The sequence below is a fragment of the Ramlibacter tataouinensis genome, from assembly GCF_001580455.1.
Classification (GTDB): domain Bacteria; phylum Pseudomonadota; class Gammaproteobacteria; order Burkholderiales; family Burkholderiaceae_C; genus Ramlibacter; species Ramlibacter tataouinensis_B.
On record NZ_CP010951.1, the window covers coordinates 2,773,958 to 2,788,212 of the forward strand.

The window sequence follows — 14,255 nt, forward strand, 5'->3', positions numbered from 1 at the left end:
CTCGAGGGTCACCGCGAGCATTAGTGCACTGATGATGCTGCCTTTGGGGAGACCCCGTAAAAGCTCCTGAATGCCGCGGTGAAGCTGCTGTGATGTTGATATCCAACTCGGTAGGCGACCTCGCCTACTCCGAGCCGCTCGTGGAGAAGCAAATCTCGAGCGCGTTCCATTCGGAGGCGAAGAGCGAATGCGGCGATCGTCTCGCCGAAGGCTAACTTGAAGTTCCTTGTAAGCTTGGTCGCATTCGTCCCGACCCTGCGCGCGAGCACTGTGACCGTGGGGACGTCATCGAAATGGAGTTCGATCAGGCGACGCGCCGCGACGACTTGGCGTTCCTCTCGCGGCGGAAGGGTCCCTGAGGCGACGTGAATCTCGGCTTCACTACTTTCACATAGCTGATCAATGACTGCCCGAAGGAGGTCTAGCGCCAAGATCTCAAGTCTCAGCGTTGCCGTCGGACGGTCAATGTGCTCTTCGTAAAACAGCGCCGCAGTACGCCGCGCATCAGCGTTCAGGTCGAATTTCCGGAACGCGAGCCTCTGCCGCAGCCAAGCTGCGCCACCTGGCATGTGGAAGTCACGGCAGAGGATTTCAGGGTCAATGGTGAGTCGCACTGAGGCGACGTGTTGCTGCCCTGGGATCAAGCACGAATAGGTTTCGCCACGCTGCTGCAGACGTACGAGACACTGCCCGGACTCCAGGGTCGTCTCTTCTGGAGCCAGGCAGTAGAGTTTCCCTGCGCTCATGACTGTCACGATAAGACAGCCATCGGCACGGGTCGTGCACCTGTATCCCGCTTCGGTTTCATACTGACCAAAAGACACGGACATGCCGTGATTGAGTTGGACGTAGACGGCGTCCCACTTCAGCGGCCGACCGTTTCCAACGATTCTCGAAGCATCGGTCAGATGGGCTGGACGCCAGTCCTGCCCTGCTTGATCCTTCGCCATGGATCCAAGCACCGCGTGAAAGTCCGACTCAAGTCGGATGGTCTGGTCTGGCAAAAACGGCGCCTCCGTACGCATGGATCACCTCGTCAAAATACAGGTCTGCATTTTTTGAAGTGTATCGATCACCCGGAGCGCGTCAATTCGACCCCGGAGAGGGTTTACCCTTGGTGCGATACAGCCGAATTGCAGCTCGCCTAAACGGCGACGCATGTCCCCTAAGGACGGTCTGAGGACTCGGAAACGACCACCGCGCGAAGGCCAGTTCAAGGTTCGGCGCGCTCCAGGTCGTTGCAGTCTAGAGACAGCGGCGCACGACCACCGTGGACAGTGCACAGCCGTCCGTTACTCGTGTTGGCCCCGATCCGGACTCACGGGAACTGCCCAGCGGTTCCAGAGGTCCAACTTATTGCACCTAGGAGCGCTCGATGAATGCACGATCGGACGTGTTGGGACTTTGCCTGCTTGCCATTGCTTCTCTCGCATCCGCCGGTAGCGCGTCCGTCGTCTTCGTTGATCCGGGAAAGCACACGGATGCCTCCTACTCGCATTCATTCTCAGCGAGCAGCGGTGATCGCGCCCAAGTGCAGCGCGACATTGAACACCACCTGAAGTACCTCGCCGAGCGCGACTTGCCGGCCGGCGACGTATTAACAGTCGAGGTTCTGGATATTGATCTGGCGGGTCGTTTTGAGCCATCTGCCTCAGGATTTGACGTGCGAATCGTTCGGGAGATCACAAGTCCTCGCATCGAGCTGCGATACAAGCTGATGCACGGCGACCAGCTGCTTGGCAGCGCCGAAGAGCATCTCGCCGACCTGAGTTTCCTGATGAGGATCAATCCGTACAGGCGCGACGATCGGCTGCGGTATGAAAAAGCGATGCTCGACGACTGGTTTCAAAGGAGATTTGGCATCAGGTAGCTGCGACACCGCACTAGCCCGGCAGCTCGCGCCAAGGCTTTGCGAACCTCTCTGGGGGCACGGCCCTTGGCACCTTGCACTTGACCCAATCCGCGGAGCGCTCGCCTGGGATGTACTTCGATCCCAAGCGCTTTGCCACCAAGCCTTCCAGCTTGAGCGCGACAGCCTGCGAGTAGAGCGTTGCGCCGTGCTCACCGCCGAAATGCCCAACGTACATCACAGCGGTAGGCATGGGGTCTAGCAGCGTCTTAAGCGTCGCTTTTCGGTGCTCCAGCGCGCAGCCAATGAGGCTTTTGCCGTCGTGGGCGAGCAGGTCAAAGGCACAGTACACAACTGAATCACAGCCCTCGTACCAGCGCCGTCGGCGGGCGCGGCTTTGCAGTCGGTTGAAGTCGCTGCGGCCCAGTTCATCGAGTACACAGACCTAGCCGTCCAGCACGTGAGGTCCGCCGGCGAGCTGGCGCAGTCCTTCAGCTATTTCGGGGAACCACTTCGTGGCATCCGCACCGCTGCGGGTGTTCAGCACGACATCGCCGTTGTTGACGCCAGCGATCAGGCGATAGCCGTCGAACTTGAGCTCGTACAGCCAGCCGTCGTGACCGAAGGGCTGTGACTTGCGACCTTCATGCAGCAACATGGGGGCGGGGAGGATCAAGGCGTCATCCTCGAGCGCGTCTTTTCTCTGCCAGCAATGAACTGTACATTTACACAGTGTACATCAGCGTCACGTTGCTCATGGGGAACGGCAAGCGGCTGTCGCCTTACGCAATCAGGACGCAGACGCCGGCTGTGGGCTGGCTGTACTACGAAGTGGACGGCTCGGTGGTGAGAGCCTTTCTGCGGCGGAAAGATGGGTTTGAGCTGCTCGCGCTCCATCACGCACGGCTCGTAGGGTGTTGCGGCCAGCGGGGTGCGCTCATTGAAGGCGTCGAGTACCGCAGGAAGGGCGTCAAACACTCCATCTGCGACCGGCAGGCCTGGTGGTGCGAGGCACCTCCAAGGACGAAACCGCTGCTAGACCACCAGGCCCGCATCCTGGCGGCAGAGCTGGAGTACTTGGCGCGCAAGCTTGCCGGCTGGGGCTACGACTAAATCCTTCGGGGGTAGCAAAGCTTGTGGGCCGCCGACGCAGCGCCATTCATTGATGGCCTGGAAGTCGAAGTCGTTCGACCTCGCCTAGGCTTGCAGCGCTTCTAGCTTGCTTGCAGCCTCCCGCTTGCCCATCTTCCGCACAGTTGCGATAGCGGGCAGGTAGCTAGCCCGCGGATGCACCTGGCCGCCTTCCCACTTGTAGACGGACAAGCCGCTAACTCCCAAGAGCCTGCCGTACTCAGCTGCAGAAAGTCCCAAGCGCGCTCTGTGCATTGCAAAACCCTTTGCGCTGAAGCGATGCTTTGGGGAGCCGGCATCGTCTTCCATGGGCTTGCCAACCGAAATGGCGGCCTTCGAAGTGCGCCTAGTTTGACGCTCGAGCTGCTCGATCCGACGCTTTAGGGCTGCAATCTCGGAGCGGTACCCGGTGACGGCCTTGCGCAGGCCGTTAGTCTCCAAGCGCGGCTCCTTGCGGGCAAGCCGGGCGATTTCTGCTTTTAAGACGCTTGCAATGTTCGGCATCCCCGGATTTTGTCATGCGGGCTCACGTTTCGCACAATACGGGTGGGAACCCGGCCTTGTGGTCTTTCAGCGCCATTGCAACACGGGGCCCTCAACGTCCGTGCGTCTTCAGGTACTCCAGCACCTTGTCCGCCCGACCGCCGACGGCCTGCACTGCTTCCTTTAGGTTGTCGGGCGTGGTGTGCAGGCTCCCGCCCATTCCGTTAACTGTTCAACCTGCAGCTGGTCTAGGCCGACCAATGGGTCGCATATCACAGCGCGGCCGGGCACGTACAACGTCGGCTCGTCGTCGACCGCGATCCAGCTCTCACCTGGGGCGTGCTGCTGCAGCCAAGCCACGCATTCCCGCTGCCGGTGGCCACTGCCTCCGTGCCACTTGAGAATCGGCGTCGCCCCAACGATACGGATGCGCAACTCAGGAGAAAAAGGCTGCCGCAGCCGCTCGAGCGTTCGTGTCTCGCGCCAGGAGCTAGAGATCACCACCTGCAGCTGTAGGTGCTCGCGCAGCAGGCGCTCGAGCAGAGGCAGTCGCTCGAATAGCCGTGCGCTCCTGCATCCGACGGGATGCAACACGCCGTCGATGTCCAGAAACAGGATCCGCTGCACGTCGTCGCCGTCATCTACGATCTCGCTTGCAACAAGCGAAGTCGGCATTGCCTCGCCTCCGTGCTTCTTGGGGTCAAATCGCTTGAGCTTCTGTTCGAGCGTCAGGCGCGGCTCGCCCGCTGCTGCCCGGCCAAATGAGACCTCCTCCAGAACCTGGTCAAGATCCACGCCCGACGCCGCGGCTTGCCCGAGCAGGTCCACGATGCTGACGGACTTATGTTGGGGCTTTGAGCTCATGGCGGGAGCATGCATCGGTGCAGTTGGTTCCGTAGACTTCGTCGAAGTCAAGGTGCGCAGGAAAATTCATCTGACCCTCGGCGGCTTCACTTGAGTGCTCCTGCGGACCTTCGCTAGTGCTGCTCACAGGGCGCCGGAACGCGCACGTCGCAAGAGCTCAGCCCGAAACAACTCGATCCATTCACAATTCGAGAATCCGGAACAGCCTGATCGAAGCATCGGTCCGTATTCACCAGTCCCGCGCACTAGGTACTGCAGCGCGTTCATGATGTGTGAACTGCTCATCGCCGACAGCGTGATGTAACTGCCACGTGCAGTCACCCACTCCGGTGTTCTCATGCATGTCTCCCGAGCTAGATCCTCGATGTGCCAGCGGACACTGCTGCTCAGCTCGACTCCTGGCGAACACACCGCCGGCAAGCGACGTGATACCAGCCCTGCCGCCGCAGCAGGCCAGGCGCGCCACAGGCTGCGCAGGTTTTGGCGGACTTCTTCTCAGCTTCGGCAATCAAGTCATCGACTTCTTGCGCCGGAAAAAGCTGGCGATGCCGAGGCGCCGCGCTGGCCCTGAAATGGCCATCGGGCCCCACGATGTCTACCGCAACGGCGCGCTTGCGGTCGACGGAGTAGTAAAAGCGCAATACCCCGAACTTCTCTTTGACCTGTTCAACCCGAAACCGGCGCGCCTGCCCGTCGTCGAGCAAGTGGTCGATCGCAGCGCAAAGGTCATGCAGGATCGCGCCCCACCCGGGCGGAAACCCAATATCCGAGCGGCTGGCTCTTCGGAGCAGGCGAGGAAAGGCCGTCAGTAGCGCCCCGACGTGCGCCTCTTGCGCTTTATCTGAGCCGTACATGGGATCACTCATTGGGTCGCAGCCTGAATTCGGCGCCAGTAGCGCTCCGTGACGTCCTCCACATCGCAGATCCCAACATGCACCTGGGCAAAGCGTTCGAGGACAGCTTGCAGCAGCGCATCGCTCGTGGGTGGCCCCGGCGTGTGGTACACGCGGCCAGAACTCGTCGACCATGTCCGGGTTGACGGCTGCCAGGACTGGACCGGCGTTGTGATGCGCAACCTCAATGCTTCAGCCAGTACGCCGGCGAGCATGACGGCGGGACCGGAGGCAAACACGCGCCACGTGGCCAAGACGACCACGGGTTGGGCATCGACACGAGGTGCGTGGCGAATCTCGACGGACACGAGGTGCCTAATCATGCGAGGGGTTTCGGGAGGATCTGGACGAAATTCGCGCAGCGCTGACTTACGCATCACGCCGATGGTGGAATGCTGTTCCTGTGTTCCTGAATGGCTTTCCACACGTCTGCGGTTATCGAGTGAGCATCCGCTGTGGTAAAGCCTCGTGTGGTCAGGCTGGTGCGCCAAACGAATTCCGCGTCGGCGTCAAACCCCGGCCGACTCACGAGCTCGTACCGCCGGCCCGTTGCCGATATCAGCGACGCCGTGGCGGGATCGAACTCCGCCAGCATGCTGCTCGCTCGACCCTCTCGCGTCATCAAGTCATAGCCCCAGACGTGACGAGAGCCATTGACGTTCAGCTCGGAGATTTGCCAGTCCACGAGGCGCGCCAGCGGCGCCTCGTTCACGGGGGCAACGCGATGCACGGTCGGGGTGGAACGCAACGCCTCATCCGTGCGTTCTTCTGCTGATGCCTTTCGGACAGACTCCAGCGACTCTTCGCCTAGCGTTGGCACGTCGCCTGGTGGCTCGCAAGGACGAGCCGCCGTGACGCAAGGCCCCTTTGCGGGCAGATCACAGGCCAGCCAGACGCCCGCGCGCAGTTCGATCGTGTCAAAGCCCTTGGCGTGACGCGTCAAGCCGAGCAAGCGGCCGTCTTCAGTTCGAAGAACCGCGATTCGAGAAAAGGGAAAAGCTCTTGTGATGACGGCTCGCAAGGCGCTCATGACGCATCTCCCGACGCCCCAAGTAGCCTCCAACGTACGCCCCATTCGGGGCCGAAGCATTGGAGAAACTCCCCTTCGCACAATCCAGCTGTTTGGTTCTCCCAACCTACCAGTTCTGGTGAAGCAATTCGATTCCACAACCTTAGCTAACCCACACGCGAAGCCAACGCTATTCCTAGGTGGACGGAGCGGTGGTCATTGGTGAGCGGAACTGGTGCGACTGTTCCTACACGGTGGGCAGGGGCAGTCCCTGCGAACCCATAGGACATTGAATGAGTTCAAGGACCAAAAAGTCTGGGGTGCCTGATGGAGCGGATTCCGGCACCAAGGAATCGGGCGATCGGGAGGCCAGGACATTGATTGAAGCAATGCTGCGCGCAGCATCCGAGCGTCGGCACACATTTGTGCAGACCGCAAAATTCCTGGATGTCTCTGACGTCTATTGGAACCGCCTGCGACGGCGTCCTGAGTTGCTGCGTAGATGCAGTCAACCGCTGCTTCAGCGGATAGCTCTCTACGTCGGATGGCCACTGCTTAGTGTCTACGTCGCTGCCGGAATTCTGGCGTGGAGTGACGTCTCTGCTGCGCTCCATCTACGAGAGCCCGCCCGTGATGCATTGCTCCAGATCATCCGAACGCCACTAGGCGCGGCGATTCGCACACCGTTAAAGGAGGCCGCAGCCGATCACCAGATGCTCATTGCGCTTCTATTTCTCTCAGTGCAGCAGGCCGAAGTTTGGACATTGATGCAGACTCGCTAAGGACCGACCTGAAGAAGCGACTCGAAGCCGGGCATTTGCCCGGCTTCTTCTTTCACGGCAGCGAAACTCTCAGTTTGGGAGAACCAAACAGGCAGGCTATGCGCAGAGGAGATGTCCTGAAGCTTCGCGATCTGGAATGCGTCAGGCTTGAAGGTGTGGTAAGTCCAACTCAGGGTCATTGCCGTGGGACTCTTGGTCAGAATCGAACAAGCCGCGCTCGAAGAAAGGAGCGCTGCGAGGTTGCTATTTGCAGGAGAACTCATTGCCACCAAGGTCGCCTGCGTCACGGATTTCATCCTTCGCGACGTGCCGAGGACTCGAGAATATGCTCGCATCAGTGACTACCCACGATGGACCGAGTCGGGGCTCGCCCTGTTCTTGCGGCTGTTGAACGTTTCGGCTCCGATACCGGAATTGGCCGAGGATGCGGTCGGACGAATCACCGTGGAACTGATCGATGATGCGGGGGGGCGAGTCTTCATAGATTCTCCCGGCGGACGAGTCCTTTCAATGAAGGGCTGCCGAGAGTCGGCGGGAATCAAAGCTCAGCCCGGATGGCTCGAATGCACCCTCATCTCGCCTGAAGCCCTAGTTGCCGACATGCGCGTCATGGTCAGCTTTCCGGTCAGCGTTCAGAACGCAATCTGCATAGCGCTGGCCAAGGCACTTGGATGCAAACAGTTGACTCGGGCTGCTCGGCGGCCGCTCACATCGATTGGGATTCGGCGAACCGAGAAAGGCGAGGAATACGTGCTGTTGCGAGACATCCCAGCGCTCCCTCGGCGATACCTCCGGCTGTACCTGTCTCTGCCCAAGAGTACTCGCGCTGTAGCTGCAACGGAGTGGCGCGCCTTCATCCAGGCCCTTCTGAGTCAGTCCGGCAGTTCCTGGGCTTGGGTTGCTGCTCGCGTGGCGACCAGAGCCCAATAGAGCAGAGCTGGTCGGAGGAAGCATGGGAGTCTTCGTCGCGGTGCTTCAGAAGCGTCGCGCCGCCATCGGTAGCGGAGAACAGATCTTCCGGGCTGCGCTGTCCTGCCGGACGACTGAAGCCGTCGGTGACTACCTCCTAGTCGACCTGACGACCAGACGAGAGTTCGCGCGCATTGCCAGGTATCCGCGCTGGACAGAGTCCGGACTCACGCTATTCGGCCGCCTGCTGCATCGGACCGATTCGCCAGTGCTGAGCCAAAGCGCTGCCAGGCACCTCAGGGTGGCATTGCAAGTCGGACCTCGCCCAACGCTCGTGATTGAGGCAGAGGTCCTTGAGGTCAAGTGCGACTCCGGATGGATCAACGCGAGCCTGCTTTCTCCTTTCGGGATAGGAAGGCAAATCACCGTTGATGTCCCTCGGCCTCTGTCGGTGCGTCAGGCGATTCTCACCGCGCTGGCAGCGGCTCTGGAATGGGGGGGCGCGCTGCCGCCGCTTCCCGCGGCACTAACAGAGGTCCCCATGCGACGCAGGCCGGACGGAGAAGAATACGTACTGCTGTCTGACGTGCCGGCGCTGACCCGTCACTGTTTGCACCGACACTTCGGCGTTAGTCCAGAAGCACTGCACGTGGATGCGGCTCTGTGGCTCGCGTTCATGCACCGCCTCGCCCCCGGTCTCAACCAGAGGCGTGCCAGCGCGAACGGGGCGTAGTTTTCGCGCTCGGAGCTGCGCCGGTGAAGATGACCAAATGGCTACCGGATGAGACGCTTTTCGGTCTCGCAGCTCGCTATCATCACATCGCCTGCAATGACCGACCGGATCAGACCTGCATGCAGCTGTTCGGGCATCCGCGGCAAGGAGCATCGCATGACATACCCGCGCGCGTCGACGAATTCGTGAAACGCACAGAGGGGATTTTGGGAAGCGCCGAGGTGGTGATCAGGGAGCACACCCTGGTGCCGTTCTACCTTCCTTTGCGCAGGGAGATCGACGCCGAGCAGGCGATCTCCGCTATTCGAGCAGGCGGACTTGGCGGAATCAAGGCTCGGCTAGGCATCCTAGCGTCTGGCTTCGGGGCGGCAAATCCTCTGAAGGCCTGCATGGTGTGCGTAAAGGTAGATGGGCTCGATCGAGGCGTCAGCTCCTGGCACCTTGATCATCAGTGGCCCGGTGCATGGATTTGCCTTTTGCATGACGCCGTCCTGCAGTATGGGCTTGGTAAGGTGAACGCGGAAGGAAGATTCCACTGGTATCTTCCACAGGACATCGCATTCGCCGAAGCTTCGAAGACGCCGATCGACGGCTCCGCGATGCAAGTGCTGCGAAAGCTTACTGCGTGCGCGTGCGGGCTCGGCAGGCTCCCTCAAGGGTTTCACTTTGATCAGACCACGCTCGCGCAAACGTATCAGTCAAGGATGATCGACCTTGGCCTGGCTTCGCCGAGCGGTCGACTGCGTTCTGCGCGGTTCGCGGAAGCGCTCGCCTCCATATGTGAGCCGCTATCCCGTCTGCATGGAATGGAGATCTTGGCTGGCGTCGCGAGCGGCGATACTGGCGCCTTCAGTCGGTTGATGCAAGAACGGCGGAGCACGCCGCACCCGCTGAAACATCTCATCTTCGTCACGTTGCTGTTCGAGTCGTGGCAGGCTTTCACAAGTTCATACCAGCAGGAGCTGGGGAATGCGCCTTTTGTGAAGGACGAAACCAATACGGGGAAAGCAACTGTCCTGGAAGACCAGGATCACAGCCGCTCACAATCAGTGGCGGAGGATGTCAGGCAAGGCATGAGCGTCACTCGTGCCGCTGAGGCGGCGGGCGTTTCGGTTGCAACAGCGATAGTCTGGTCCGCCGCGGCCGGAGTCCCGCTGTCGCGCCGGCCAAAGAAGCTAACGCCGCGCGTGCGCGCGCAAGCGGTCGCCTCCCTGAAAAGGGGCCACGACAAAGGCGTCGTCGCGTCTTTGGTCGGGGTCTCGATCCAGACCATCACGTTCCTGCTGCGTTCAGAACCTGGCCTACGCAGTGCGTGGAATGCGGCGAGGCTGGCCCGTGCGCGCAAGGCCGCGCGTACGGCGTGGACGCGTGCCGCGCGGCGATTTCATTCTCCGATGCAGCAGGTTCTTCGGCAGCGGGAGCCTGCCGCCTTTGCGTGGCTCTATCGCAACGATCGGCAATGGCTTCAACAGTTCACCGTGGAAACGCTTTTGAAGCCCCGCCCCACCAACAATGCCCACATCGACTGGAACGAGCGTGATCGGGTGCTTTCTGCATCGATAGAGATTGAGGCGCGCAATCTCGTCCAAACCAAGGGGCGTCGGCTCAAGCTTTCCGATCTCTGCAACGCTGTCCCTCAGCTGAAGGCTCTATTCAGCAAGATCCGCAAACTCCCCTTGACACGGGCCGCGGTTGCGAGCGCATTGAGTCATCGATCATGACGAAGTGGGCTAGCATGACTCTAGTGGCTCGGCCAGGAGCCCGTCATCTTTCGAACAGATCAGTGCCGTGTTGTGTGCGCTCGAGACCAAGCCGAACGAGCGCTGAAAGGTTGACCTGACTCAGTTCATCAACTGTGGCCAGATCGCCGTCGGGCGGGAATGCACTTGCGCACCAATGATTCAAGGTCTTGTGATCGCGCGCCGGCGGTCCTGCATGCGTCGCGGATCGTGGCGCCGGCGAGGAAGCGCCCAAGAGCATGCCATGTCGACTTTGGTAGCTTGCCAAAAACTGGGACACCGGCCGATCGCATGACCCTCGAGACATCTGAGGAGGTCGTGCCGAGACGCGCGGCCACGGCCTCGACGTTACCCTCAAACTCTACGTACAGTGGCAGCATGCCACTAAACCAGAGGTCGTCACCAGTCAGGCGAACGATCCTACGCGTTTGCCTACCGCCGTCGCTAAACTCCGTGGTTTCGGCTTCGGCGATAGCGAACAAGGCCGCCTCTGTCGACGGGTAGAGGATAGCAAGAGCCAGCACATAGATTTCACCACGCGCCGCATTGTGACTGTGCTTGTCAATGGAGTCGAACAAGTGAAAGGGCTCGCCGCGCTGCTTATTAGCGAATTCAGGTATGTGTCGCAATAGCCATTTCTCATCCACCGTATCGAGTACCAAATCACTGATCAGAGTTGGACGCTCGGCAGAGGGCGAGCAAAAGTCTGCGTCTTTGGCGCGATCGGAGAGGATTCGATTCAGGGCATAGCACGATACGGGGCATCTTCTGGACAACAATTCGGTAGCGATTGCGGTGTAACGCTGAAGGGTGCCCGATCTCGGCAGTCGTCGCACCGCTGCTGGCCCCCGGACCGTCATGCCTTTATCTCGCAAGAGATGGGGGAGGTCGTGGAAGGGATTGGGCGCCGTTACTTCGTAGAGAGCGCTTCCGTGCTCGGGGCACCAGTCAAGACCTCTGACGTGATGAAGTCGAAGAAAGAAGGTCGTTTGGTACTTGGAGGCAAGCCAAGCATCAATGCAGTCGTAGCAGACGCACGCCCCGTCGCGGTGCGGCCGCATTCCGAGATACTTGTTGATAGTTGCGGATTCTGGCGCGCCATGAGGGGCCAGCTTTCCAGCTGGCGCCGCCACACGATGCAGCGCCAGCGTGCTGTGCAGTTGCGCGTACTCAGGAATTTCCATGCCGGCCAGCATCGCCATGAGATGAAGCGCTGGGGTCAAATCCGCAGGCCCGCGCAACCCCAACATGGTTCGAGTTTGGCGTCGGATGTCTTCTTTCTTTCCCTGAAACCCGGAAAAGCCTTCCCATCGCTCCTCGTGCGCCAAGCAGAGTTCACCTGGCATCGGATGGAACTCGATCATGTTCGCTATGAAATGCGGCGACTAAACGACCTGGCGTAAACAGCCGAGTTGCGCCGAGTTTGGTTGGTCGAATTGAGGGCCTTTAACATGAGCTAGACCGGTAGCCCAGTGCGGCGAGCCCGGGCGGACGCCTACGTTTTGCTCCAGCCCATGGCCAGCGAAGTAACACGCTTTTGGGACGGAAAGGAACCGTGACGGCCGCAATGCGCTCGAGTTGACCCGCGCTCGACCGACGCTCAGGAAACCTCGATCCAAAGAAGATGCGTTGCTCGACCTGCGTCTAGCACGCGCGGGTGAAACGCTAGGGGAGAGCTTTCGGCGATGCGTCGCCGGTGGGCTGCTGGTGCCGGGTGGCGGCCACGATCAGGTACATGTCACGCACGATCTCAGCTTCTTCTTCGGCGGTGATCTCTTGACCGTGAGATTGCAGCCGCCTTCGGATCAGCGCCAGCGTCTGACGGATCAGTGCCCATCCCACATCTGGTCCAAGCTTTGTCCTCACACCGGTGACCAGATACTCCAGGTCCAAGCCGATTGAACGAGATCCGCGAGCAAGGGTGGGAAGGTCGGGGGCTGACCGGCCTTGCTCGTACTTCGCCAAGGTGATGCGGCTGATACCGAGCGCATCTGCCAATTGAGTTTGCGTAAGCGCGAGCCTCGCGCGCTCGGTCTGAATCCGACGTCCAAACACCTGGATATCGGTAGGCAAATTTTCAGGTTGCGATTCCGGTTCGGAGTCAGGCTTGCGAGGCATCTCCACTGATCCGTCCGAGGGGATTCGATTCAGTATACCTGCGAAGTTTCAGTATACCTCCGCGACTCTGCGAACGCGACATAGCCCATCGGGGAGGGCAACACTCATGAAAAAAAACGAATTGATCAGTAGGTCCAATTCGACACAAATCTCACGTCCTTGATGAGCCCGCGGCTCGCCGCCGATCGTGTAATCCGAGCCTTGGGCAGCCAAGTAGCGGCGATCAAGAAGCGAACGATTCGGCGCTGCATGAGGCAACTTACAGCAGAGGCACCTCTGTGAAGAACCAGGTTCGCGTTGAAGTCAGCTGGATTCCCTTCCCGGCAGAGTCCGGGGACGGTGCCTCCAGCCCGCGGGGAATGTATCGGTACGTGGCAGTCGACGTCTGCACGGGGATGGTGCTTGGCCACATCCTCCTCGACGACCCCATGTTCGGTTGGGCCGTCCTCTTGATGAGCTGCTTGCCTTCCAGCGCCGAAATGCACAGCCTTTTAACAGGACATTTGGCAGGACCGAATGCGTCGTCCGCGGGTGGCAGCAATCCCGCGGCGCCAGAACGCTAGAAGTCGTCAGCGGATCGGCTTAACCAAGCGCACCCCAGTCATCCAAGGCAGCCAGCGACAGATTTCCCGACACGCCAAAAGCTAGAAGTCACGTCAGTGGATGGGCTCGACCAGGTCCCGTCAATCGGCGAAGGACGGAAGCTAACCGGACGGCCGAACCATCGTGGCACAGATCAAGCGCACCGAGGAACGTCTTCGCCAGATCAAGGTGCGGCAGTGGGTGCAACGCTGGGGGCTCAACTATGTCGCGTCGACTTTCGCCGACCGGTCAGAAGCACCAGGAATCAGTACGGGTACTGTGCTGCGGCCCGTTAGCCTCGGCCAGAGAAAGTTTCACACACTTAGCGCCCCCGAGACCTACTGCGCTCTCCTCGCGCTGCACCTTCTCGCTTGCGCGGATGCCCCAGAGCCACCCCGCCCAAGCTGCTGGGATGTCCACGAGCAGTTCGTTCTATTCTCAAAACCCCGTGAGCACCCGCTCTTCAACCACCCTCTGGCTGACGGCGTGGGCTTCAGGCGCTTCGAGGGGACCCTGGCCGTTGCCGAGCGCATGGGCCTTCTTTCTCAGCACCCCAGAATCAGGCTGCGTCGAGGCACTGACCCAAGTCAGTGGCCGATGGTGCCATTTCCCTTCCTCGGTGACCTCCGTCTTTTCATGCGGGATGGACTCGGCGTGTATTGCCTGAACTGGCCTGTGAAAAACAAATACGAAGACTTTCGGAAAAGTGGTCCTCGAAGCAAGCCACGGCCAATAGAGGAGCGTGACCTCGATGATCCAACATCTGTTGCCCGTCAGGAGCTCGAGTCCCTCTACCACTCTGATGCGGGCATCAGGACTCAACAAGTATCCTTGGACCAAATTGACTTCCAGCTTCGCTGCAACCTGCGCGACTTGTTCTTGGAGGATGCCAAGCAACTCCCGTTGACCGTGGCGCAGCGCAGCGATGCGTTGTCGCTCGCTCGAGAGTTTATTGGAGTCGACCTCCCAGGGCACCTGGTCGCGAGGCGGATCGCAAGGGCGTTTCCCATATCCGATATCGAGGCAGCCACACTCCTCTACCAGGGGGCGTGGCGAAGGGAACTTCGGGTGGACCTCTATCGCCCATTCCTGATGACCAAGCCTCTAAGGCCCGAAGTCACGGATGTTTTTGCCAAATTCTCGGATTGGTTTGCAAGGTAGTC

General features: G+C 60.2%; 18 protein-coding genes. 6 read left to right on the forward strand and 12 right to left on the reverse strand.

The genetic code is table 11. From position 1 onward, the window contains the following. Positions 1–20 precede the first annotated feature (20 nt). Positions 21–1,025, reverse strand: a complete 1,005-nt coding sequence (locus UC35_RS13220; protein ID WP_061500432.1) for a helix-turn-helix transcriptional regulator — start codon at positions 1,023–1,025, stop codon at positions 21–23. 350 nt (positions 1,026–1,375) lie between these two features. On the opposite strand from UC35_RS13220, the gene UC35_RS13225 reads away from it, so the two are divergent. Further along, positions 1,376–1,870: a DUF3016 domain-containing protein gene (locus UC35_RS13225; RefSeq protein ID WP_082793137.1), complete on the forward strand. Its 495-nt coding sequence runs from the start codon at positions 1,376–1,378 to the stop codon at positions 1,868–1,870. A gap of 13 nt (positions 1,871–1,883) precedes the next feature. Here UC35_RS13225 and UC35_RS24475 read toward each other — a convergent pair whose 3' ends face one another. Continuing rightward, a complete protein-coding gene (locus UC35_RS24475) occupies positions 1,884–2,276 on the reverse strand; it encodes a hypothetical protein (RefSeq protein WP_145979624.1) in 393 nt (130 codons plus the stop codon). Between the two features lie 18 nt (positions 2,277–2,294). Beyond that, entirely contained in the window at positions 2,295–2,525 is a 231-nt protein-coding gene (locus UC35_RS23560) for a hypothetical protein (RefSeq protein WP_145979429.1), read from the reverse strand. Between the two features lie 56 nt (positions 2,526–2,581). Between UC35_RS23560 and UC35_RS13235 the strand changes: the two genes are divergently transcribed. Next, a complete protein-coding gene (locus UC35_RS13235) occupies positions 2,582–2,962 on the forward strand; it encodes a hypothetical protein (protein ID WP_061500436.1) in 381 nt (126 codons plus the stop codon). A gap of 84 nt (positions 2,963–3,046) precedes the next feature. Here the strand turns inward: UC35_RS13235 and UC35_RS13240 are convergent, their stop codons facing one another. From UC35_RS13240 to UC35_RS23565, 6 genes are all read right to left on the reverse strand, one after another. Further along, complete coding sequence (locus UC35_RS13240) at positions 3,047–3,484, reverse strand: helix-turn-helix domain-containing protein (protein ID WP_061500438.1); 438 nt, start codon at positions 3,482–3,484, stop codon at positions 3,047–3,049. A gap of 91 nt (positions 3,485–3,575) precedes the next feature. Next, entirely contained in the window at positions 3,576–3,683 is a 108-nt protein-coding gene (locus UC35_RS24480) for a DUF3606 domain-containing protein (RefSeq protein WP_082793139.1), read from the reverse strand. After that, positions 3,647–4,327 carry an HAD domain-containing protein gene (locus tag UC35_RS13245; RefSeq protein ID WP_145979430.1) on the reverse strand — a complete coding sequence of 227 codons (681 nt, stop codon included), beginning with the start codon at positions 4,325–4,327 and terminating at the stop codon, positions 3,647–3,649. The genes UC35_RS24480 and UC35_RS13245 overlap by 37 nt, the downstream gene beginning before the upstream one ends. A gap of 386 nt (positions 4,328–4,713) precedes the next feature. After that, the gene (locus UC35_RS13250) at positions 4,714–5,181 is read right to left on the reverse strand and encodes a hypothetical protein (protein ID WP_061500442.1); all 468 of its coding nucleotides are present in this window, start codon (positions 5,179–5,181) and stop codon (positions 4,714–4,716) included. 8 nt (positions 5,182–5,189) lie between these two features. Then, positions 5,190–5,528 carry a hypothetical protein gene (locus tag UC35_RS13255; RefSeq protein WP_145979431.1) on the reverse strand — a complete coding sequence of 113 codons (339 nt, stop codon included), beginning with the start codon at positions 5,526–5,528 and terminating at the stop codon, positions 5,190–5,192. Positions 5,529–5,596: 68 nt separating this feature from the next. After that, positions 5,597–6,250, reverse strand: coding sequence for a hypothetical protein (locus tag UC35_RS23565; RefSeq protein WP_145979432.1), 654 nt, complete (start codon positions 6,248–6,250; stop codon positions 5,597–5,599). A gap of 272 nt (positions 6,251–6,522) precedes the next feature. On the opposite strand from UC35_RS23565, the gene UC35_RS23570 reads away from it, so the two are divergent. Beyond that, the gene (locus UC35_RS23570; RefSeq protein ID WP_145979433.1) at positions 6,523–7,011 is read left to right on the forward strand and encodes a hypothetical protein; all 489 of its coding nucleotides are present in this window, start codon (positions 6,523–6,525) and stop codon (positions 7,009–7,011) included. Here the strand turns inward: UC35_RS23570 and UC35_RS23575 are convergent. Beyond that, positions 7,008–7,298, reverse strand: a complete 291-nt coding sequence (locus tag UC35_RS23575; protein ID WP_145979434.1) for a hypothetical protein — start codon at positions 7,296–7,298, stop codon at positions 7,008–7,010. The genes UC35_RS23570 and UC35_RS23575 overlap by 4 nt on opposite strands. Before the next feature lie 665 nt (positions 7,299–7,963). Here UC35_RS23575 and UC35_RS13270 point away from each other — a divergent pair. After that, positions 7,964–8,653 (forward strand): hypothetical protein, encoded by a 690-nt coding sequence (locus tag UC35_RS13270; protein ID WP_061500449.1) that lies wholly within the window; start codon positions 7,964–7,966, stop codon positions 8,651–8,653. A 29-nt stretch (positions 8,654–8,682) separates the two neighbouring features. After that, positions 8,683–10,374, forward strand: coding sequence for a TnsD family Tn7-like transposition protein (locus UC35_RS13275; RefSeq protein WP_082793141.1), 1,692 nt, complete (start codon positions 8,683–8,685; stop codon positions 10,372–10,374). 128 nt (positions 10,375–10,502) lie between these two features. On the opposite strand, the gene UC35_RS23580 is transcribed toward UC35_RS13275, so the two are convergent. Together UC35_RS23580 and UC35_RS13280 are read right to left on the reverse strand one after the other, a co-directional pair. Continuing rightward, positions 10,503–11,756, reverse strand: a complete 1,254-nt coding sequence (locus UC35_RS23580; protein WP_145979436.1) for a hypothetical protein — start codon at positions 11,754–11,756, stop codon at positions 10,503–10,505. Between the two features lie 301 nt (positions 11,757–12,057). Then, entirely contained in the window at positions 12,058–12,510 is a 453-nt protein-coding gene (locus UC35_RS13280) for a helix-turn-helix domain-containing protein (protein WP_082793143.1), read from the reverse strand. 726 nt (positions 12,511–13,236) lie between these two features. Here UC35_RS13280 and UC35_RS23585 point away from each other — a divergent pair. Continuing rightward, complete coding sequence (locus UC35_RS23585) at positions 13,237–14,253, forward strand: hypothetical protein (protein ID WP_145979437.1); 1,017 nt, start codon at positions 13,237–13,239, stop codon at positions 14,251–14,253. Positions 14,254–14,255: the final 2 nt, after the last annotated feature.